Raw genomic sequence first — 20,255 nt, 5'->3', positions numbered from 1 at the left:
CCTCGACCCCGACCGCCACCCGCGCGAGCCGCCCGGCTCCGCGCCGCCATGTTCATCAAACTGTAAGGAGTCATCGTCAAGATCGCCCCTATACTCGCTCCATGTCCGACATCACCATCCGGCGCGCCGACGCCGAGGACTCCAAGCGGCTCACCCGGCTCGTCCGGAGATCCGCCGCCTACCGGGGCGACTACGCCGCCATGGTCGAGGGGTACCAGGTCGGCGGGGCGTACATCGAGCACCACCAGGTCTTCGTCGCCGTCGACGAGAACGACCGCGTGCTCGGGTTCTACGCGCTCCTCCTCGACGAGGCCGAGCTCGACCTCGCCTTCGTCGCCGACGCCGCCCAGGGCCTCGGCATCGGACGGCTGCTCATGGAGCACATGACCGGGCAGGCCGAGGCTGCCGGACTCGCCTCCGTGCGGGTCGTCGCGCATCCGCCCGCCGAGGAGTTCTACCTGCGCACCGGCGCCGTCCCCACCGGGACCCTCCCGCCCACCGGACGGATCCACTGGGCCCGCCCCGAGCTGCGGTACGACATCACGTGACCACCACCCAGGGCGAGACGACCCGCCGCAGGCTCTTCGCCGACCTCACCCCGCTGCGGACCTCCGCGCACTACCGCCGCCTCTGGTTCGGGAGCACCGTCTCCTGGGTCGGCCAGGGCATGACCTCCCTCGCGGTCTCCCTCCAGGTGTACGAGATCACCCGCTCGCCCTTCTCCGTCGGGCTCGTCGGCCTGTTCTCCCTCGTCCCGCTCGTCGTCTTCGGCCTGTACGGCGGCGCCGTCGCCGACACCGTCGACCGCCGCAAGCTCGGCCTCGCCAGCGCCCTCGGCTCCGCCGTCCTCTCGATCGCCCTCGCGGGCGCCGCGTTCGCCGGCTTCCACCGCGTCTGGTTCCTCTACGGGATCGTCGCCCTCCAGGCCGTGTGCGCCGCGCTCAACTCGCCTGCCCGCACCTCGATGATCCCCCGGCTCCTGCCGCCCGAGCAGCTGCGCGCCGCCAACGCGCTCAACTCGATGGTCATGACCTTCGGCATGCTCGTCGGGCCGAGCCTCGGCGGCCTGATCGTCGGCGTCGCCGGGTACCAGACCGCGTACCTCGTCGACGCCGTCGCCTTCTCCGCGAGCCTCTACGCGATGTGGAGGCTGCCGTCGATGCTTCCGGAGCGGACGGGGAGCAAGCGTGCCTCGGTCCTCGACGGACTGCGCTTCCTCGCGACCCGTCCCAACCTGCGCATGACGTTCTTCTCCGACTTCTGCGCGATGATCCTCGCCCACCCCCGCGCCCTGTTCCCGGCCGTCGCCGTCCTCTGGTACGGCGGGGACGCGAAGACCACCGGACTCCTCGTCGCCGCACCCGCGTTCGGGGCGCTCCTCGGCGGGGTCCTCTCCGGCTGGCAGGGCCGGATCCGCCACCACGGACAGGCGATCCTGATCGCCGTCGCCTGCTGGGGCACGGCCATCGCCGCCTTCGGGCTGACCCGGAACCTCTGGCTCGGGCTGTGCCTGCTCGCCCTCGCCGGCTACTCCGACACCGTCTCGATGATCTTCCGGAACACGATGATGCAGGTCGCCGCACCGGACGAGATGCGCGGCCGGCTCCAGGGCGTCTTCATCGTGGTCGTCGCCGGCGGGCCCCGGCTCGGCGACTTCCTCGCGGGCTCCGTCGCCGACCTGACCTCCCCGGCCGTCGCGATCACGGGCGGCGGCATCGCCTGCGTCCTCGCCGTCGGTCTCCTCGCCCTCTACGGCGGCCGTTTCCGCCGGTACGACGCACTCGACCCCAATCCGTGAGCCTCCGGACGGGTTTCGCCCCGAACCCACCCTCCTGACCTGGCGGTTGACCGCCACGGCACATAACCGCCAGGAGCAACCGGAGTCAACTCCCGCCCCAGGGGCCAAGACTCCTCGCGAACCCGGAAAACCCCCTACCCCGGGTCCGCGAGGAGTTTCGTCGATGACGTCGAGGATCACCCCCTTCGGCAGAGGGAGGGCCGGGCTGCTCGCCGCCGGCATCTCCCTCGTGATGCTCTCGGCCGGGCAGACCGCCGCCGCCCCGGGCACCACCACCCCCGTACCCGCGACCTTCACCGGGGCCAAGGGCACGGGCACCAGCGCCACCGTCGCCCTCGTCACCGGAGACCGCGTCACCCTCACCGACCTCGGTGGCGGGCAGCAGACCGTCACCGTCGACCGGGCCGAGGGCGCCACCGGCGCGATACGCAGCCAGGTCGTCGACGGCCGCGTCACGGTGATCCCCGACGAGGCCCGCCCCTACCTGGCCTCCGGCGCGCTCGACCCGCGCCTCTTCGACGTCACCGGCCTCGTCGAGCAGGGCGTCACCGGCGAACTGCCGCTGATCGTCACGTACGGAGCCAAGGGGGCCCGGACCGCCGCCGCGCCCGCTCCGCGCGGCACCGAGACCGTCCGCACCCTCCCCAGCGTCGGCGGCGCGGCCGTCACCGCCACCGACCCCGCCGCCTTCTGGCACGGCTTCACCGCGCGGCAGACTCCGAACGCCCGTGCCGCCGCCCCCGCCAAGGTCTGGCTCGACGGCCGCGTCGAGGCCGCCATGGCCGACTCCAACGCCCAGATCGGCACCCCGAAGGCCTGGGAGGCCGGGCTCACCGGCAAGGGCGTCAAGGTCGCCGTCCTCGACACCGGCGCCGACCTCGCCCACCCCGACCTCGGTGGCCGGGTCGCCGAGAGCAAGTCCTTCATCGAGGGCCAGGAGGTCGCCGACCGCAACGGCCACGGCACGCACGTCGCCTCCACCGTCGGCGGCAGCGGCGCGGGCTCCGACGGCAAGGAGAAGGGCGTCGCCCCCGGCGCCACCCTCGCCGTCGGCAAGGTCCTCAGCGACGCGGGCTCCGGCAGCGAGTCGCAGATCATCGCCGGCATGGAGTGGGCCGCCAAGGACATCGACGCGAAGATCGTCTCGATGAGCCTCGGCTCCCGCGAGCCCAGCGACGGCACCGACCCGATGGCCCAGGCCGTCGACACGCTCACCGCCGAGACGGGCGCCCTCTTCGTCATCGCCGCCGGGAACTCCGGCGCCCCCGGCTCCATCGGCTCGCCCGGCGCCGCCGACTCCGCGCTGACGATCGGCGCCGTCGACTCCGCCGACCGCGCCGCGTACTTCACGAGCCAGGGCCCCCGCCACGGCGACCAGGCACTCAAGCCCGACCTGTCGGCCCCGGGCGTCTCCATCCTCGCCGCCCGCTCCCAGCTGGTCACCGGCAGCGGCCTCTACACCTCGATGAGCGGTACGTCGATGGCGACCCCGCACGTCGCCGGCGTCGCCGCGCTGCTCGCCGAGAAGCACCCCGACTGGACCGGCGCCCAGCTCAAGAACGCCCTGATGTCCTCGTCGAAGACGCTCGACGCCTCCGCGTACGCCCTCGGCGCCGGCCGCGTCGACGTGGCCGCCGCGATCTCCGCGAACGTCACCGCCACCGGCTCCGCCGACCTCGGCTTCGTCTCCTGGCCGTACGAGGAGAGCAAGCCGGTCACGCGGACCGTCACCTACTCCAACTCCTCCGACAGCCCGGTCGAGTTGAGCCTCGCCGTCGAGGGCATGCCGGCCGGTGTCGCCACCCTCGCCGACACCACCCTCACCGTCCCCGCCCACGGCACCGCGTCCACCACCGTCACCGGCGACGGAACCCAGGCCCCCGTCGGCCAGACCTCCGGCCGGATCACCGCCACCGTCGGCGGTGCGCCCGTCGCGCACACCGCGCTCGGCCTGGTCAAGGAGGAGGAGCGCTACACCCTCACCGTCCACGTCAAGGACCGCGACGGCGCCCCCACCGCCGCCTACCTCGGCCTCATGAAGCTGGCCGAGGACGCGCAGGCCTTCCCGGCGAGCGTCGGTGAATCCGGCACCCTCCAGCTGCGCCTCAAGCCCGGCACGTACACCGTCGACTCCTTCCTCGACGTGCGCGGCGCACACGGCGAGGACTCCCTCGGCCTCGGCTTCCTCGCCTCCCCGGAGGTGGTCCTCGACCGCGACCGCGAGATCACCCTCGACGGACGGCAGCTGCGCGAGATCCGCGCCGAGGTCGAGAAGCGCACCGAGTCCCGGCAGCTCCTCATGGAGTACGACCGGAAGGCGAACGGCACCTCCTACACGGACATCGTCCAGGTCCCGCTGACCTACGACTCGCTCTTCGCCGCGCCCACCGCCCCCGTCGCCACCGGCACCTTCGAGTACCGGACCGTCTGGCGCCTCGGCAAGCCCATGGTGGAGGCGAGCGTCGACGGCGTCCGCCTCTCCGGCGCCACCGCGCAGAACGGCGCGGCCCTCCTCGAAGGCCGCCACCGCCTCGGCCTCGTCGACGCGGGCACCGGAACCCCCGCCGAGTACACCGACAAGGACGTCACCGGCAAGGCCGTCCTCGTCCGGCTCACCGCCGGCGCCGACCCGGCGCAGCTCGCCCAGACCGCCCAGGACGCGGGCGCCAAGGCCCTGTTCGTCACCGACGACCAGCCCGGCCGGCTGATGAAGTGGTTCGGCACCGCCGACTACGAGGACCGGCCGCTCGCCGTCGCCACCGTCAACACCGCCGACGCGAAGCGGCTCGCCGCCGGCGCCGCCCGTGGGCAGCGCGTCGACGTGACCGGCACGCGCTTCACCCCGTACACGTACGACCTCTCCGAGGGCCACCCCGGCGCCATCGGCAAGGACCTGGTCTTCCGGCCCGACGAGGACGACCTGGCCACGATCAGCTCCACCTTCCACGCGCCGACCAAGCGCGCGGAGCTGGGCGGGGAGTTCCGCTACTCGATCACCGACACCTTCCCGATCGGCTTCGGCTTCAAGGAGTGGATCGGCTTCCCGGCAGAGCGCACCGAGTACGTCTCCACCGGTACCGGCCAGCGCTGGCACGAGTCCGTCGACCTCGGCGACTCCCTGGAGGAGCGCGGCGGCACCCCGTCCTACCGGGGCGGCAGCCGCGTCGACCTCGACTGGTTCGGCCCCGTCTGGCACCCGTGGCTCGGCACCGGCCTCGGCTGGGGCCAGCAGCGGTCCGGCAACGACCTGCGCTTCAACACCCCCGGCTGGGGCGACTCGGGCACCGACCACACCGGCTTCGGCAACGTGTGGGGCGACGACTCGATGACCCAGTTCACGGAGGTGTACGTCAACGGCGCCCGCGTCGACCGGAAGATGAGCTCCGGCGCCTACGCCTGGGACGCCCCGGCGGAGGAGGCGACGTACAAGGTCGTCACCGACACCGCGCTCGACCCGGCCCGCTGGCGGCTCGCCACCAAGGGTCACTCCGAGTGGACCTTCCGCTCGGCCGAGACCCCGGCCGACCGGATCACCTACCTGCCGATGCTCAACCTCGGCTTCGACCTGGACACCGACATCGACGGAGACGTCCGGGCCGGCGGCAGGCTGCCCGTCCGTACCTTCGCGGAGTACGTGGAGGGCGCGGCCGGCACCGGCACGATCACCGGCGGCACCCTGGAGGTCTCCTACGACGAGGGCAGGACCTGGACGAAGGTCACCCTCAAGCCCTCGTGGCGCGGCGCCTCCTGGAGCGGTGAGCTCCGCATCCCGTCCGGGGCGGCCTCCGTCTCGCTGCGGGCCGGCGCGAGCGACGACCAGGGCGGCACGGTCACGCAGGAGCTGATCCGCGCGCTCGGCGTGAAGTAGCCACCCCCGTGGACGCGTGAGGCCGGGCCCTGGTGAGCCGGGGGCCCGGCCTCACGCATGTCCGTCACGTACGTCGGCACGCGTGTCCGTCACGCGCGCCCGTCACGTACGCGCGGCACGCATGTCCGTCACGCGCGCCCGTCACCCGTGCTCAACGGCACCGGGAGCGCCTTCTTCAGGATCTTGCCCATGTCGTTGCGGGGGAGCGCGTCGAGGTAGCGCACCACCCGGGGCCGCTTGTGCGGGGCGAGCAGCCCCGCCACGTGCTCCGTGAGCTCCGCCTCCGCCGGGGGCTTCGCCGCGTCCGTCGGCACCACCCAGGCCACGATCCGCTCGCCCAGGTCCGGGTCCGGTTCGCCCGTGACGGCCGCCTCCAGGACGCCGGGGTGGTCGAGGAGCGCGTTCTCGATCTCGCCCGCCCCGATCTTGTAGCCGCCGCTCTTGATCAGGTCGGTCGCCTTGCGGCCCACCAGACGCACCGAGCCGTCCGCCTCCCGGACCGCCATGTCGCCGGTGCGGAACCAGCCGTCGTCGAAGGCCTCCGCCGTCGCGTCCGGCCGGTTCAGATAGCCGGAGAAGAGGTTCGGACCGCGCACCTGCACCTCGCCGACCGTCTCCCCGTCGTACCCGCCGAGCACGGAGCCGTCCTCGTCCACCAGCCGCAGGCCGACGCCCGCGAGCGGGGTACCGACGGTCCCGGGGCGCGGGCCGGAGCCCGGCACGACGCTGGTGTTCATGAGCGTCTCGGTCATCCCGTACCGCTCGACGACCGTCCGGCCCGTCGCCGCCGTGATCCGCTCGTGGTCGTGGACGGGCAGCGCCGCCGACCCGGAGACGAGGAGCCGCGCACCCGCCAGGGCGTCCCCGAGGCGGGGGTCCCCGGCGAGCGCGTCCGCGATCCGGTGGTACATGGTCGGTACGCCGAACAGCATCGTGCCGCCCCCGGCGCCCAGCTCCCGGGCCACGCCCTCCACGGAGAACGCACCCAGGTGGCGGACCTCGCCGCCCCGCCGCAGCGGGCCCAGGATCCCGAGGATCAGCCCGTGGACGTGGAACAGCGGCAGCGCGTGCACGAGGACGTCGTCGCCCGTCCACGCCCAGGCGTCGGCCAGCGCGTCGAGGGATGCGGAGATCGCCCGCCGGGAGAGCACGACGCCCTTCGGCGGGCCGGTGGTGCCGGAGGTGTAGACGATCAGGGCGGGGGACTCGTCGTCGTCCGGTTCCGCCACCGGTTCCGTCACCGCTTCCGCCGCGGCGGACCCGTCGGCGGGGGTGAGCTCCACGTCGATCCGGGGGAGCCCCGCGAGCCCGGCGGGCAGGACGTCGCCCGGACCCGCGAGCACCAGGCCCGGCGCACTGTCGCCCAGGATGTGCGCCAGCTCCCGCTCGCCCGTGCGCGGATTGAGCGGTACGGCGGGCACGCCCGCGAGCAGGGCGGCCACCACCGCGACCGCCGTGTGCGCGCTCGGCGTGGCCCAGACGGCGACCCGGTCCGCGCCTCCGATCCGTACCGCCAGGGAACCGGCGGCCCGGGCCAGTTCGGCGTACGTCAGGGTGTCCGTGCCGCAGCGCAGCGCGGGCCGGTCGGACGGGACCGCCAGGGAACGGGCGTCCAGGGCGGGGAAGAGCGCACTCACCGGTCGTACTCCTCGGGTCGATGTCGAGGTCGAGGGTTGCCGGGAGGAATTCTGCCCGTCCGTCAGGGCGTCCGCGCTGTGATCTTCGTCGGCTCGGGCCTCGGCTCGTCCCCGTCAGGCCGGATCCCGCGCATCCGCCCGTACGCGTACACACAGCCCGCGAGCGCCAGGTCGGAGAGGAGCATGAAGCCGATCGAGTACGAGCCCTTGGCACTGTAGATCGCGCCCATCACCAGCGGCGGCACGAAGCCGCCGAGCCCGCCCATCGCGCCGACGATGCCGGTCACGCTGCCCACCTTGGCCTGCGGGGTGACCTGGGAGACCAGGGCGAAGACGGAGCCGCTCGCCGTGCCGAGGCCTGCGGCCATGACGAGCAGGGCGATCGTGCCGCCCGGGTTCAGCTTCGGCTCGAAGGCCTGGACGATCGCGAAGAGGGCGACCACGCCGAGCGCGGCGGCCGTCACGACCGCAGGATGGACCCGGTCCGAGAGCCAGCCGCCGATCGGCCGGAAGACGACGGTGACGAGGGCGAAGCCGGCGGCCTTGGTGCCCGCGTCCGTCGGGTCGAGCTCGTACCAGGTCTTCAGGTACGTCGGCAGGTAGACGCCGAAGGCGACGATGCCGCCGAAGCCGATCGCGTACAGCGCCGACAGCTCCCAGGTCACCCGCAGCCGCCCCGCCGCGCCGAGGCGGGTCGCGAGGGAGGCGGTGGGCACGGGGCGGTCGGGGCGGTCGGTGATGAGGAAGGCGGCGAGCACCGCGTACACGGCGAGCGCGATCGCCACCACGATGAAGGGGAGGTTCTCGCCGTGCTTCGCGATCCTGGGCGTGAAGTAGCCGGAGAGCGCCACCCCGCCCATGCCCATGCCGAACACGCCGAGCGCCAGACCGCGCTTGGCGGGCGGGAACCAGGAGTTGACCAGCGGGATGCCGATGGCGAAGGTCGTGCCGCCCAGGCCGAGGAGGAAGCCGACGACCAGCATCAGGGCGTAGCTGTCCTTGGCCACGATCAGCAGCAGGACCGGGATGATCGTCAGCGCCGAGACGACCGGGAACATCAGCTTCGCGCCGTACCTGTCGGTCAGGGCGCCCGCAGGGATGCGGCCGAGCGAGCCGACCAGAACGGGCACCGCCACGAGCAGCGACTGCTGGAAGGAGCTGAGTCCGAGCCGGTCGCCGTACCAGCCGGCGATCGGCGCGATCAGGTCCCACGCCCAGAAGGTGAGGGTGAAGCCGGTGGTGGCCATCACCAGGTTGCGGTAGGCCGCCGTGGTCGGGGGCTTGGTCTCGGTGTCCACGCCACCAGTCAAGATCGGGCCGGGTGCCGCGGCGCGCCGGACTGCTCCGTACGGGCACGGCCCCGGGTGTCTCCTGGGGGTGTCTTGCCGATCAGGCCGGATCAGGGAGCGGGGCCTGATCGACAAGACACCGCCCAGGGCCTGTCTGACAATTCCCGCCGGGTCCGGCCCGCCCGGCACGCACGCTCGACGCACGGCCGAAACGCCCACGTAGCCCGCTACGAGGACGTCCCGACCGCACGCCGACCGCACGCACCGAACGACCCGGCCTGATCCGACGCGAATTGTCAGACAGGCCCTAGGGCCAGACGACCGTGGTCGGCGGGGCCCCGTCGTCCTCGACCCGGAGCCGTACGCCGTCGCTCCCGGCCGTCACCTCGACCGTGATCGCGGTGATCCCGGGCCGTCGGTGGGCCGCCGCGAGCGCCCCGCGCAGGGCGGCGAGGAGCTTCCCCGCCGCCTCGTCCTCCACGAGCGTGTCGACCGCGCCGGAGAAGTGCACGGACGGCGGGAAGCCGAGCAGGGCCGCCGCCCCGCCGGTCTCGCGCAGCACCCGCCCGCGGAAGGAGGTCGGCGCGTCCGCCGGGGGCTGCTGGAGCGCGAAGATGGTCGTCCGGACCTCCTGGATCGTCGAGTCCAGCTCGTCCACGGCCCGGCCGAGGAGCGCGCTCTCCTCGGATGCGGATGCGGATGCGGATGCGGATGCGGATGCGGAGCCGGCATCCGCGTCGGCGTCGGCGTCGGCGTCGGGGTCATCGGAGGCGGCGGCGGCCGCCCGTCGCCGGGTCGACTCCAGCATCATCTCCGTCGCGAACAGCCGCTGGACGACGAGATCGTGCAGGTCCCGGGCGATCCGGTCCCGGTCCTCGTACACCGCCAGCCGCTCCCGGTCGTGCCGGGCGTCCGCGAGGACCAGCGCGAGCGCCGCCTGCGAGGCGAACTGCGAGGCGAGCAGCCGGTCCACCGCCGAGTACGGCGGGCCGCCGCGCCGCCGGGGGAGGGCGAGCGTGCCGATGAGCTTCCCGCCGCTCTGCAGCGGCAGCATCATCGACGGGCCGAAACGGGACCGGACATGGGTCGTCATCCGGGGATCCGTCGCAGAGTCCTCCACGAAGACGGGCTCACCGCCGAGGAGTTGGACGAGGACGGGGGAGCCGGCCGCGATCGTCGTGCCGACCAGATCGCCGGGGTCGTCGTTGGTGGAGGCGGCGACGATCTCCATCCCGCCCTCCGGGGTGGGCTGGAGGACCACGCCGGCCGAGGCGTCGGCGAGGATCCGGGCCTGCTCGGCGACGGTCATCAGGGCGTCCTCGGCGGACTCGCCGGTGAGGAGCGCGGTGGTCACGGCCGCCGCGCCCTCGATCCAGCGCTCCCGCTGCCGGGTCGTCTCGTACAGACGGGCGTTGCCGATGGCGATCCCGGCCTGCGAGGCGAGGACCCGGAGCAGGGCGAGGTCCTCGTCGGTGAAGCCGCCCGCGGGCTTCTCGGTGAGGTACAGGTTGCCGAAGACCTCCGTGTGGACCCGGATCGGGACGCCGAGGAAGGAGCGCATCTCCGGGTGGTTCCCGGGGATTCCGGCCGAGCGCGGATCCGCCGTCAGATCGGCGATCCGCAGCGGCCGCGGGTCCTGGACGAGGACGCCGAGCAGGCCGGTGTGACCGTCGGGGAGGCGGCCGATCCGCCGCCGCTCCTCGTCCGTCACGCCGGCGGTGAAGAACTCGGTGAGCCGGTGGCGCTCGGGGTCGACGACGCCGAGCGCCCCGTAGTGGGCGCCGGTCAACTCGGTGGCGGAGTCCACGATGCGCTGGAGGGTGGTGCGGAGTTCGAGGTCCGTGCCGACACTGAGGACCGCTTCGAGCAGCATGGGCAGTCGGTGGCTGTCCTCGTCCGTGTCCTCGTCCATGATCGTCATGGTCTCATTGTCATACGAATCGGTTGTTTCCGGGCGTTGGGTCGTCGTCGGGGTGAGCCGATGCCGCGGTCGGCCGTCGTCGGGGTCAGCCGATGTCGGCGAGCGGGTTCCGCATCGACAGCGGGTCGAGGACCATCGGCTGGACCTTGCCCTCCAGCATCGCGCCGAGGCCCAGGACCGCGCACACGTCGGGCCGTTCGGCGATGTGCACCGGCATGCCGGTCGCCTCGCGCAGCATCTGGTCGAGACCCGGCAGCAGGGCGCTGCCGCCGACCATCATGATCCCGCGGTCCGCGAGGTCGGCCACCAGGTCCGGCGGGCAGTCGCGCAGCACCTTGCTGATGCCGTCGAGGACCGCCGTCAGCGGCGTGTGGATCGCCTCCCGTACGGCGGCGGTGTCGACGGTCACCGAGCGGGCCAGGCCCGTGGCGACGTCCCGGCCGTGGATCTCGGTGGAGGCGGGGCCGTGCGGTGTCAGGCCGTTGCCGCTGAGGGCGAGCTGGAGCGGGCGCACCGACTGGCTCGGCAGCATCAGCTCGTGGTGGTGGCGCAGGTGCTGGATGACGGCGTGGTCGATGGCGTCGCCGCCGATCGGGATCCGCTCGGCCGTGACGATCGCGCCGAGCGAGAGCACCGCGACCTGGGTGGTCGCCGCACCGCACACCATGATCATGGTGGCGGTCGGCTGCTCGACCGGGAGCCCGCAGCCCACGGCCGCGGCGATCAGGGTGTCGACCAGCTCGACCCGGCGTGCCCCGAGCCCGACGAGGGTCTCCACGGCGGCGCGCTGCGCGAGCGGATCGCTGTCGTGCGGGGTGCAGGCCGCCGCGCGCAGCCGCGGCTTGCGGCGGAGCTGCCGGCGCAGCTTCTCGCCCAGGAGGTGACGGAGCATCCGCTGCGCCATCTCGATGTCGACGACCGTGCCGCCGGAGACGGGGCGGACGACCCGGATGTAGTCGGGGGTGCGGCCCGTCATCTTCTCGGCCAGCGCGCCGACGGCGATCAGCGCTCCGGTGCGGGTGTTGACGGCGGCGACGCTCGGCTCGTCGACGACGAGTCCGGTGCCCTTGACGAAGACCCGGGTGCGTGCGGCACCCAGGTCGACGGCGACATGGCAACGGCGCAGCTGCTCAAGGCTGACGGTCACGGCGGATCCTCCGGAATGCGGTGCTGGCACGGGCGAGGTGTTTCGCGTTGCGCGGTCCTGTTCGCATCGTGCGACCGCCCGGAGCCCGGCGCGCGCTGGGCTGCGCCGCCTGGGGCCACTTGGTGGGCCACCGTCCGGGCGGCGGCGGGGCGCGGCGGGGATGCGGTGGTGGCGTGGTAGAGGCGTGACGGGGGTGGGGCGGGGTGCGCGCCGGAGGGGTGCCGGGGGTGGGGCGGAGGCGGGCCGCGAGGGTCCCGGCCGGCCCCCGGTCCAGCCCCGAGACGATCCTCACCTAAGCGGGAGAATCGCGACGCACCGCCGCCGACCTGCGGCTTCCTCACAGGATCCTCACCTCGGCGCCTACCTGCCGCCGCACGGCGCCGCATAGTCTGCGGGCCCCATGGACTACTGCCACGCGTGCCGGCGGCATCTCAACGGGGCCCTCGCCTGTGCCGGGTGCGGGACCCCCGTCGAGGAACTGCGGTACGAGACCCCCCACATACCCGTTCCGCCTCCCGAGCCGGAGCACGTCTACGAGCTGGACGTCGTCGAGCCGCCGCGCCCGGCCGCGGGAGGCCGCCGCGCCGCCCGTGTCGCCGCGCGGGGCCGGCCCGGCGCGCGCGGGAGCAGACGGGCGCGGGGGCACCGGGGACGTACGGCGTTGCTGGGGACGGTGGGCCTGGTGCTCGCCGCCGGGACGCTGAGCGTGGTGAAGCTGGCCCTGGAGGAGCCGGAGGCGAGCGGTGCGGCCACGGCCGTCCAGGAGCAGGAGGTCGTCGAGACCCCGCTGCCGCCCGCCCCCGTCGACAGCACCGAGCCGCCGGACGGCTCGGGCCCGCCCCCGGTCACGGACGCGCCGAGCACGAGCGCACCCCCACGCGATCACCAGGTGGGTACGAGTACGGGTACGGGTACGGGCGCGGGCGCCGGTACGGGCTCCGGCTCCGGTGCGGCCCCGGGCACCGGCTCGGGCTCGGGCTCCGGTTCCGGTACGGGGGAGGGGTCCGGCGGCGCCCCCGCGCAGGCGACGACGCCGACGCCCACGAGCTCGACGTCCCCGTCCGCCACGCCCGACGTCACCCGGCCCGGCACGCCGACCGCCACCGCCACGGCGACACCGACGTCCACGGCCACGGGGTCCACCCCGAGCGGCTCCCCGTCCGCGACGGCGACGGGAACACCGAGCCCGACCCCCACGCCGACCCCCAGCCCGACCTGCACCCCCTTCCTCTGGTGGTGCGTCTAGGGCCTTGTCCGGCGGTGTCGTGTCGTCGATCAGGCCGGATCAGGGTCGGGACACCCCTAGACCCCCGCGTCCTCCCCGAGCATCCGCTTCAGGAGGTCCCGCAGGAGGGTCCGCTCGACCTCGGTCAGCTCGCCGAGGGGTTCGCGGGCGAAGTCCAGCGACTCGCGGAGCCGCCGGGCGGTGTCCCGGCCCGTGTCCGTGGGGACGGCCAGCTTGACCCGGCGGTCGTCCGGGTCGGGGCGGCGTTCCACCAGGCCACGGGCCTCCAGGCGGTCGACTATCCCCGTGATGTTGGAGGGCTCGCACTTCAGCTTCTGGGCGATCCTGCGCATCGGCAGCGGGTCGAGCGAGAGCAGCCCGAGGACCCTGGCCTGCGCGCCGGTGAGCGAGTGCTGAGCGGCCGCCTGCTCGTACTCCTCGTAGTAGCGCGCCACGACCGTGCCGATCAGCTCGACGACTTCGAGGGTCAGGGGGTCCGTGCGTGAGGTGGCCATGGGCCTCATCCTACCCGGATACTTGACAACATGAAATATCAAGGCGCATGGTTGTTTCAGTAAGTGAACCTTTTGTGGTGTGAAGCTTTTCTTGGAGGCCGTGCTCATGTCCGTACTTCCCGCGTCCAGCCGTGAGTGGCACCTCGTCGCCCGTCCGCACGGCTGGCCGACCTCGGCGGACTTCGCCCTGCGCGAGACCCCGGTCGCCGAGCCCGCCGAGGGCCGCATCCTCGTGCGCAACCTGCACTTCTCCGTCGACCCGTACATGCGCGGCAGGATGAACGACGTGAAGTCGTACATCCCGCCGTTCGCGCTCGACCGCCCCATGGACGGCGGCGCGGTCGGCGAGGTCGTCGCGTCCAACGCGGAGGGCTTCGCCGTCGGCGACCACGTCCTGCACGGCCTCGGCTGGCGCGAGTACGCCGACGTCCCGGCGCAGCACGCGACCAAGGTCGACCCGGCGCTCGCCCCCCTCTCCGCCTACCTCGGCGTGCTCGGCATGACGGGCCTCACGGCCTACGCGGGCCTCTTCGAGGTCGCCTCCTTCAAGGAGGGCGACGCGGTCTTCGTCTCCGGCGCGGCCGGGGCCGTCGGCAGCCAGGTCGGTCAGATGGCGCGCCTCAAGGGCGCCTCCCGGGTCATCGGCTCCGCCGGCTCCGACGAGAAGGTGAAGTTCCTCGTCGAGGAGCTCGGCTTCGACGCGGCCTTCAACTACAAGAACGGCCCGGTCAGGGACCAGCTCCGGGAGGCCGCCCCGGACGGCATCGACGTCTACTTCGACAACGTCGGAGGGGACCACCTCGAAGCCGCGATCTCCTCGCTCAACGTGCACGGCCGCGCCACCATCTGCGGCATGATCGCCCAGTACAACGACACGGAGCCGGTCGCGGGACCGCGCAACATGGCGATGATCATCGGCAAGCGGCTCCGTCTCCAGGGCGTCCTCGTCGGCGACCACTACGGCATGCAGAACCAGTTCGTCCAGGAGGTCGGCGGCTGGCTCGGCTCCGGTGAGCTGAAGCACCGCGAGACCTTCGTCGACGGCATCGAGAACGGCGTGGAGGCCTTCCTCGGACTGCTCCGTGGGGACAACACCGGAAAGATGATCGTTTCGGTGACCCGCTAGTCTTCCCTCAGCCGTCGCGATCGTGGGCGCGAGTCGCGGCGAACTGACGAAGGAATCACCAGCATGTCCATCCAGCACTCCGACGTTGTCTACACCGCCATCGCCACCGCCGAGAACGGCCGTGACGGTCGGGTCGCCACCGACGACGGTCAGCTCGACGTCGTCGTCAACCCGCCCAAGGCGATGGGCGGCTCCGGCGCGGGCACCAACCCCGAGCAGCTCTTCGCGGCCGGCTACAGCGCCTGCTTCCAGGGCGCGCTGGGCGTCGTCGCCCGCAACGAGAACGCCGACGTGTCCGGCTCGACGGTCACCGCCGAGGTGGGTATCGGCAAGAACGACGACGGCTTCGGCATCATCGTCAAGATCTCGGCGACCATTCCGAACGTGGACGCCGAGACCGCCAAGAGCCTGATCGAGAAGGCCCACCAGGTCTGCCCGTACTCCAAGGCGACCCGCGGGAACATCACGGTCGAGCTCGCCGTCTGAGCTCCGGACCTGCACACTGAGTGAGGGCCGCACCCCGACCGACCGGGGTGCGGCCCTCACCGCGTTCGTCAGTAGGGTGACCCCCATGCGTGATCTCGGGGTGGGTTTCAGATACCTGGTACAGGGCCAGAAGTGGGTCGGCCGGCACGGGCGGTGGTTCGGTTTCGGGCTGTTGCCCGGGCTCGTGACCCTCGTTCTCTACACGGGAGCGCTCGTCGGCCTCGCGTACGGCGCCGACGACCTGGCGGGCTGGGTGACGCCGTTCGCCGACGACTGGAGCTCGCCCTGGCTCGGGATCCTCCGGGGCACGGTCACGGGCCTCGTCTTCGCCTTCGGGCTGTTCCTCGCGGTCATCACCTTCACCGCCGTGACCCTCCTCGTCGGCCAGCCCTTCTACGAGTCCCTCTCGGAGGAGGTCGACCGCAGCGAGGGCGGCGACGTGCCCGAGTCCGGGCTGCCGCTCTGGCGCGAGCTGTGGATCTCGGCCCGTGACAGCCTGCGCGTCCTGCTGCGGGTCGCGTTCTACGGCATCCTGCTCTTCGCCTGCGGTTTCATCCCGGTGATCGGCCAGACCGTCGTCCCCGTCCTCGGCTTCTGCGTCTCCGGCTTCTTCCTCACCCAGGAGCTCGCGTCCGTCGCCCTCCAGCGCCGGGGCGTCGAGCTCAAGGAACGGCTCGCGCTGCTGCGCGGCCGCCGCATGACCACCCTCGGCTTCGGCGTACCGCTGACCCTCGCCTTCCTGGTGCCGTTCGTCGCCGTCTTCCTGATGCCGGGAGCCGTCGCCGGAGCCACCCTGATGGCCCGGGACCTGCGCGGCGAGACGGCCGGCGAGGGCCCGGACGGCGACTCCGAGGAAAACGATCAAGAACGCGGCAACCTTTCGTCCTCCGGTGGCGACCAGGGGGTGCACCACATCCCCCACTGAGGAAAGAGCACCGTGACGTCACACAAGCGGAAGACAGCCCGCCGCCGCGCGGTCGTCGGCGGCCTGAGCGCCCTCGGCATCACCGGCGCGGCGATCGTCACCACCACCCTGCTCGCCCCCGCGGGCGCGGCGACGGCGGCCGCCTGGCCGCAGGCGAAGGGCAGCACGCCGGTCGCCACGACCATCGAGGTCTCCGGCACCTACGACGGCAAGCTCAAGCGCTTCTCCGGCACCGGTGAGCTCGGCTCCGACGGGCAGAGCGAGAGCCAGCAGCCCCTCTTCGTCCTCAAGGACGGCGCGACTCTCAAGAACGTGATCATCGGCACCCCCGCCGCCGACGGGGTCCACTGCCTCGGCAGCTGCACCCTCCAGAACGTCTGGTGGGAGAACGTCGGCGAGGACGCCGCCACCTTCAAGGGCACCTCGAAGGCGGCGGTGTACGCGGTCCACGGCGGTGGCGCGAAGGGCGCGTCCGACAAGGTCTTCCAGTTCAACGGCGCGGGCAAGCTGGTCGTGAACAAGTTCCAGGTCTCCGACTTCGGCAAACTGGTCCGCTCCTGCGGCAACTGCAAGAAGCAGTACCCGCGCACGATCCTGATCAACGACGTGGACATCACCGCGCCCGGCAAGTCGATCGTCGGCGTCAACGCCAACTACGGCGACACCGCGAGCCTGCGGAACATCCGGATCCACGGCGACACCCAGCGGAAGATCAAGCCGTGCACCCGCTTCACCGGCAACGACACCGGTAAGGAGCCGAAGGAGATCGGCACCGGACCGGACGGCACCACCTGCCGCTACACGGCCGGAGACCTCTCCTACGACTGATCCGGTCCTACGGCTGATCCGGCGAGGACGGGCCGGGCGCCCTGAGCACCCGGTCCTCGGCAGGCGCCTCAGCCTTCGAGGGCCGGGTGCAGCTCGGGCCGCGCGTCCCACCAGGCCCGGTAGAAGGCGTTGTTGTCCACGTTCGCCAGATACGCCCGGACGGCCGCCCGGTACAGCAGCTCCGCGTGCGGGGCCGGGACCGCCGCCCGGTTCCAGGCCAGCCGGATCCGGCCCATCACCGGGTCGCCCTCCAGGGGGCGCAGCACCGTGCCCGCCGCGGGCGGGGCCGTCGGCTGGCTCATCGAGATCGCCCGGCCGGCCGCGATCAGGTCGTAGTGCATCTTCCGGTCGGCCACCCGGTGCCGCAGCGAGGGCGTGAACCCGGCCTTCGCGCAGGCGGCGACGAGCGCCTCCGGCCCGCCGTCGTCGTCCTCCACCAGCGTCATCCAGGACTCGCCCGCCAGCTCGGCCAGCGCGATCCGGTCCTTCCCGGCCAGCGGGTGCGCCGCCGAAAGGCGGACGCAGAACGGCTCCTTGGGCACCAGGGTCCGGGCCGTCGTCCCCTCCGGCAGCGGCACCTCGTGGTCGTTGACCTCCCCGTACAGCACCGCGTCGTACCGCCCCGCGCCGAGCTGCCGGGTCAGCGTCGTCGCCGAGTGCTCCACGGTCACCGCGATGTCCTGCCCCGCCATGACCTCCTCCAACTGCCCGAGGAGTCCGTCGACGAGGACGAGCAGGATGCAGCCGAGGCGCAGCGGGGTGTGCGGGGCGACGGCCCGCGCCCCGGCGGACAGCGCGTCCATCTCACCGAGTACGAGCCGGGCCTTGGAGAGCACGAACTCGCCCAGCGGGGTGGGCTCCACGCCGGTCCGGCCGCGGAGGAACAGCTCGCCGCCGGCGACCCGTTCGATCCGGCGCAGCTGTGCCGAGAGAGCCGGCTGCGAGACCCCGAGCCGCCCGGCCGCACGCCCCAGACTGCCCGCTTCCGCTATCCGGCAGACGGCCTCAAGATGCCTCAACTCCAGCTGCATTTCAGCAGCGTACGCAGCACGGCACGGGCGCACCATAACCCGCGTCTTATGCCGGATGAGATGTCCCGAACTGGCCATGTCCACGCCCATACTCGGCGCGACGATCCGTCTCCCCCACGCTGATCCCCACCCCGATCGGAGCAGACGTTGCACCCCACCCGACTCACGGCCACCAGAGTCACGGCGACCGTGGCCGCCCTGGCGCTCTCGGCGAGCCTCGCGACCGCCCTCGCCGGCACCGCCGCCGCCACCCCGTCCGCCGCGGCACCGCAGGCGCAGCCCGTACCGCCCGGGCACGGCAAGTCCCTCGCGCTCGCCGCCGCCGACCGGGCCGCGGACAGCGGCCTCGACGAGCTGCGGCACGGCGCCGACGAGGAACTCGTCCGTACGTCCGTCACCCCCTGGGCGAACGGCCTGTACTACGCGGCCTACGAGCGCACCTACCGCGGCCTCCCCGTCGTCGGCGGGGACGCGGTCGTCGTCTCCGACAGCGCGGGCAAGGTCCGCGAGGTCACCGGCGCCAAGGCGCCCGCCATCAAGGTCTCCACCAAGGCCAAGGTGACCGCCGAGGCCGCCCTCGCCACGGCCCGCGAGCAGCTCGCCTCCGTGGAGAGCGCGAGCGCCCCCGAGCTGACCGTGCTCCTCAAGGGCGGCAAGGCCGTCCTGACCTGGCACACCCGGGTCACGGGCCGCACCGCGCAGAACGCGCCGAGCGCCCTCGACACCTACGTCGACGCGCGCACCGGCTCCGTCGCCCAGGCCACCGACAAGATCCTGCACGCCGACGGCCGCGGCTACCACAACGGCAACGTCACCATCGACACGGCCGCGAGCTCCATGACCGACACCAGCCGCGGCGGCTTCAAGTGCGGCGGGCAGAACGGCAGCGCCTACACGGGCTCCTCGCCGTGGGGCAACAACGGCGCCAACGACCTCGTGACCGCCTGCGTCGACATCATGTACGCGGCCCAGCGCGAGTCCGACATGCTCAAGCAGTGGTTCGGCTACAACGGCATCAACGGCCAGGGCGGCATGGTCCCGGCCCGCGCCGGCCTTTCCGAGGTCAACGCGTACTACGACGGCACGAAGACCACGTACGGCCGCAACCAGAACGGCACCAACCAGCTCACCGGCATCGACGTCGTGGCGCACGAGTACGGCCACGAGATCTTCGACCGGACCCCGGGCAGCGCCGGCTCGTCCAACGAGAACGGCGGCCTCAACGAGTCGACGGGCGACATCTTCGGCGCGCTCACCGAGCACTTCGCCAACAACCCGAACGACACCCCCGACTACACCGTCGGCGAGAAGCTCAACTTCACCGGCAACAACCAGCCGATCCGCAACATGTACAACCCGTCGCTCATCAACAACAACCCCAACTGCTACACCCAGTTGACCTCGGGCACCGAGGTGCACGCGGCGGCCGGCCCGCAGAACCACTGGTTCTACCTGCTCGCCGAGGGCTCCAACCCGGGCGGCGGCAAGCCCAACAGCCCGATATGTTCCGGCGGCCCCTCCTCCGTGACCGGTATCGGCATCCAGAAGGCCGGCAAGGTCTTCATGGGCGCGCTGCTCATGAAGACCTCCTCCTGGAACCACCTCGCCGCCCGCAAGGCGACGCTGACCAGCGCCAAGAACACCTACGGCAGCGTCGAGTGCAACGCGGTGAAGGCGGCGTGGAACGCGATCGGCGTCCCGGCCCAGTCCGGTGAGACCGACTGCGGCGGCACCACCAACCCGGACTTCTCGCTCGCCCTGAACCCGTCCACGGGCTCGGTCCAGCCGGGTGCCTCCGTCACCTCGACGGTGAACACCAGCACCACCGGCGGCAGCGCGCAGACCGTCCAGCTCTCCGCGAGCGGCGCCCCGAGCGGTGTCACCGTCTCCTTCAGCCCCACCTCGGTGACCTCCGGTTCCTCCTCCACGATGACCGTGCAGGTCGCGGCCGGCACGGCCAACGGCACGTATCCGATCACGGTGACCGGTACGGGCTCCGCCACCCACACCGTCACGTACCAGCTGTCGGTCGGCACCACGACCCCGCCCACCGGCTGCGGCAACACCGAGTACAGCTACCAGGGCACCCTGGCGTCCGGTCAGGCCGCGGCCCAGCCCGACGGCTCGTACTACTACTCGGCGACCTCGGGCACCCACGTGGGCTGCCTGCGCGGCCCGGCCGGCACCGACTTCGACCTCTACCTGCAGAAGTGGAACGGGTCTGCCTGGGCGGACGTGGCGGTCGGCGGCACGGCGACCGCCGACGAGGACACCAGCTACTACGGCACCGCGGGCTACTACCGGTACGTGGTCCACGCGTACAGCGGCTCCGGCGCGTACACGCTGGGCCTGAGCGCCCCGTAACGGGGGCGGGGCACCGTCGCGGGCCGGGGGGCCCGTGACGGTCTTCCCGGAGCCGGGCGGTCGTATGTCCCACGACCGCCCGGCTCCGACGTGTT

Annotated in this window: 15 protein-coding genes; 9 read left to right on the top strand and 6 right to left on the bottom strand. The window is 72.6% G+C overall.

The features are described from left to right. The first annotated feature begins 101 nt into the window (after positions 1-101). The 3 genes from OG580_RS10765 to OG580_RS10755 all read left to right on the top strand — a co-directional run bounded on the left by OG580_RS10765 (position 102) and on the right by OG580_RS10755 (position 5,666). Positions 102-548, top strand: coding sequence for a GNAT family N-acetyltransferase (locus tag OG580_RS10765; RefSeq protein ID WP_267043428.1), 447 nt, complete (start codon positions 102-104; stop codon positions 546-548). Next, positions 545-1,798 carry an MFS transporter gene (locus OG580_RS10760; RefSeq protein WP_267043427.1) on the top strand — a complete coding sequence of 418 codons (1,254 nt, stop codon included), beginning with the start codon at positions 545-547 and terminating at the stop codon, positions 1,796-1,798. Before OG580_RS10765 ends, OG580_RS10760 begins: the two co-directional genes overlap by 4 nt. A 163-nt stretch (positions 1,799-1,961) precedes the next feature. Next, positions 1,962-5,666 carry a S8 family serine peptidase gene (locus tag OG580_RS10755; protein ID WP_267043426.1) on the top strand — a complete coding sequence of 1,235 codons (3,705 nt, stop codon included), beginning with the start codon at positions 1,962-1,964 and terminating at the stop codon, positions 5,664-5,666. 128 nt (positions 5,667-5,794) lie between these two features. Here the strand turns inward: OG580_RS10755 and OG580_RS10750 are convergent, their stop codons facing one another. The 4 genes from OG580_RS10750 to OG580_RS10735 form a co-directional block, all read right to left on the bottom strand. Further along, positions 5,795-7,303, bottom strand: a complete 1,509-nt coding sequence (locus tag OG580_RS10750) for an acyl-CoA synthetase (protein ID WP_267043425.1) — start codon at positions 7,301-7,303, stop codon at positions 5,795-5,797. 62 nt (positions 7,304-7,365) lie between these two features. Beyond that, a complete protein-coding gene (locus OG580_RS10745) occupies positions 7,366-8,550 on the bottom strand; it encodes a NarK/NasA family nitrate transporter (RefSeq protein WP_267047965.1) in 1,185 nt (394 codons plus the stop codon). 349 nt (positions 8,551-8,899) lie between these two features. After that, positions 8,900-10,513: a GAF domain-containing protein gene (locus OG580_RS10740; protein WP_267043424.1), complete on the bottom strand. Its 1,614-nt coding sequence runs from the start codon at positions 10,511-10,513 to the stop codon at positions 8,900-8,902. An 85-nt stretch (positions 10,514-10,598) separates the two neighbouring features. Next, a complete protein-coding gene (locus OG580_RS10735) occupies positions 10,599-11,660 on the bottom strand; it encodes a rod shape-determining protein (RefSeq protein ID WP_267043423.1) in 1,062 nt (353 codons plus the stop codon). Positions 11,661-12,060: 400 nt separating this feature from the next. Here OG580_RS10735 and OG580_RS10730 point away from each other — a divergent pair, with 400 nt between their 5' ends. Continuing rightward, positions 12,061-12,906, top strand: coding sequence for a hypothetical protein (locus tag OG580_RS10730; RefSeq protein WP_267043422.1), 846 nt, complete (start codon positions 12,061-12,063; stop codon positions 12,904-12,906). Between the two features lie 56 nt (positions 12,907-12,962). On the opposite strand, the gene OG580_RS10725 is transcribed toward OG580_RS10730, so the two are convergent. Then, positions 12,963-13,400, bottom strand: coding sequence for a MarR family winged helix-turn-helix transcriptional regulator (locus OG580_RS10725; protein ID WP_267043421.1), 438 nt, complete (start codon positions 13,398-13,400; stop codon positions 12,963-12,965). A 106-nt stretch (positions 13,401-13,506) separates the two neighbouring features. Between OG580_RS10725 and OG580_RS10720 the strand changes: the two genes are divergently transcribed. The 4 genes from OG580_RS10720 to OG580_RS10705 all read left to right on the top strand — a co-directional run bounded on the left by OG580_RS10720 (position 13,507) and on the right by OG580_RS10705 (position 16,765). Beyond that, positions 13,507-14,526 carry an NADP-dependent oxidoreductase gene (locus OG580_RS10720; protein ID WP_267047964.1) on the top strand — a complete coding sequence of 340 codons (1,020 nt, stop codon included), beginning with the start codon at positions 13,507-13,509 and terminating at the stop codon, positions 14,524-14,526. Between the two features lie 63 nt (positions 14,527-14,589). Continuing rightward, positions 14,590-15,012: an organic hydroperoxide resistance protein gene (locus OG580_RS10715; RefSeq protein WP_055643730.1), complete on the top strand. Its 423-nt coding sequence runs from the start codon at positions 14,590-14,592 to the stop codon at positions 15,010-15,012. An 85-nt stretch (positions 15,013-15,097) separates the two neighbouring features. Next, entirely contained in the window at positions 15,098-15,937 is an 840-nt protein-coding gene (locus OG580_RS10710) for an EI24 domain-containing protein (protein WP_267043420.1), read from the top strand. Positions 15,938-15,949: 12 nt separating this feature from the next. Next, positions 15,950-16,765 carry a pectate lyase gene (locus OG580_RS10705; protein WP_267043419.1) on the top strand — a complete coding sequence of 272 codons (816 nt, stop codon included), beginning with the start codon at positions 15,950-15,952 and terminating at the stop codon, positions 16,763-16,765. A 68-nt stretch (positions 16,766-16,833) separates the two neighbouring features. Here OG580_RS10705 and OG580_RS10700 read toward each other — a convergent pair whose 3' ends face one another. After that, the gene (locus OG580_RS10700; RefSeq protein WP_267043418.1) at positions 16,834-17,796 is read right to left on the bottom strand and encodes a LysR family transcriptional regulator; all 963 of its coding nucleotides are present in this window, start codon (positions 17,794-17,796) and stop codon (positions 16,834-16,836) included. 147 nt (positions 17,797-17,943) lie between these two features. Between OG580_RS10700 and OG580_RS10695 the strand changes: the two genes are divergently transcribed. After that, positions 17,944-20,160, top strand: coding sequence for a M4 family metallopeptidase (locus OG580_RS10695; RefSeq protein WP_267043417.1), 2,217 nt, complete (start codon positions 17,944-17,946; stop codon positions 20,158-20,160). Positions 20,161-20,255: the final 95 nt, after the last annotated feature.

Source organism: Streptomyces sp. NBC_00094 (assembly GCF_026343125.1).
GTDB lineage: Bacteria > Actinomycetota > Actinomycetes > Streptomycetales > Streptomycetaceae > Streptomyces.
This window is presented reverse-complemented; position numbering and strand designations above follow the sequence as displayed.

What these genes read in the sequence shown, in the direction of transcription:
- OG580_RS10765 (WP_267043428.1), top strand. Translation starts at nt 102, where the DNA reads ATGTCCGACATCACCATCCGGCGCGCCGACGCCGAGGACTCCAAGCGG.
- OG580_RS10755 (WP_267043426.1), top strand. Translation starts at nt 1,962, where the DNA reads ATGACGTCGAGGATCACCCCCTTCGGCAGAGGGAGGGCCGGGCTGCTC.
- OG580_RS10745 (WP_267047965.1), bottom strand. Translation starts at nt 8,550, where the DNA reads ATGGCCACCACCGGCTTCACCCTCACCTTCTGGGCGTGGGACCTGATC.
- OG580_RS10740 (WP_267043424.1), bottom strand. Translation starts at nt 10,513, where the DNA reads ATGACGATCATGGACGAGGACACGGACGAGGACAGCCACCGACTGCCC.
- OG580_RS10730 (WP_267043422.1), top strand. Translation starts at nt 12,061, where the DNA reads ATGGACTACTGCCACGCGTGCCGGCGGCATCTCAACGGGGCCCTCGCC.
- OG580_RS10725 (WP_267043421.1), bottom strand. Translation starts at nt 13,400, where the DNA reads ATGGCCACCTCACGCACGGACCCCCTGACCCTCGAAGTCGTCGAGCTG.
- OG580_RS10720 (WP_267047964.1), top strand. Translation starts at nt 13,507, where the DNA reads ATGTCCGTACTTCCCGCGTCCAGCCGTGAGTGGCACCTCGTCGCCCGT.
- OG580_RS10715 (WP_055643730.1), top strand. Translation starts at nt 14,590, where the DNA reads ATGTCCATCCAGCACTCCGACGTTGTCTACACCGCCATCGCCACCGCC.
- OG580_RS10710 (WP_267043420.1), top strand. Translation starts at nt 15,098, where the DNA reads ATGCGTGATCTCGGGGTGGGTTTCAGATACCTGGTACAGGGCCAGAAG.
- OG580_RS10700 (WP_267043418.1), bottom strand. Translation starts at nt 17,796, where the DNA reads ATGCAGCTGGAGTTGAGGCATCTTGAGGCCGTCTGCCGGATAGCGGAA.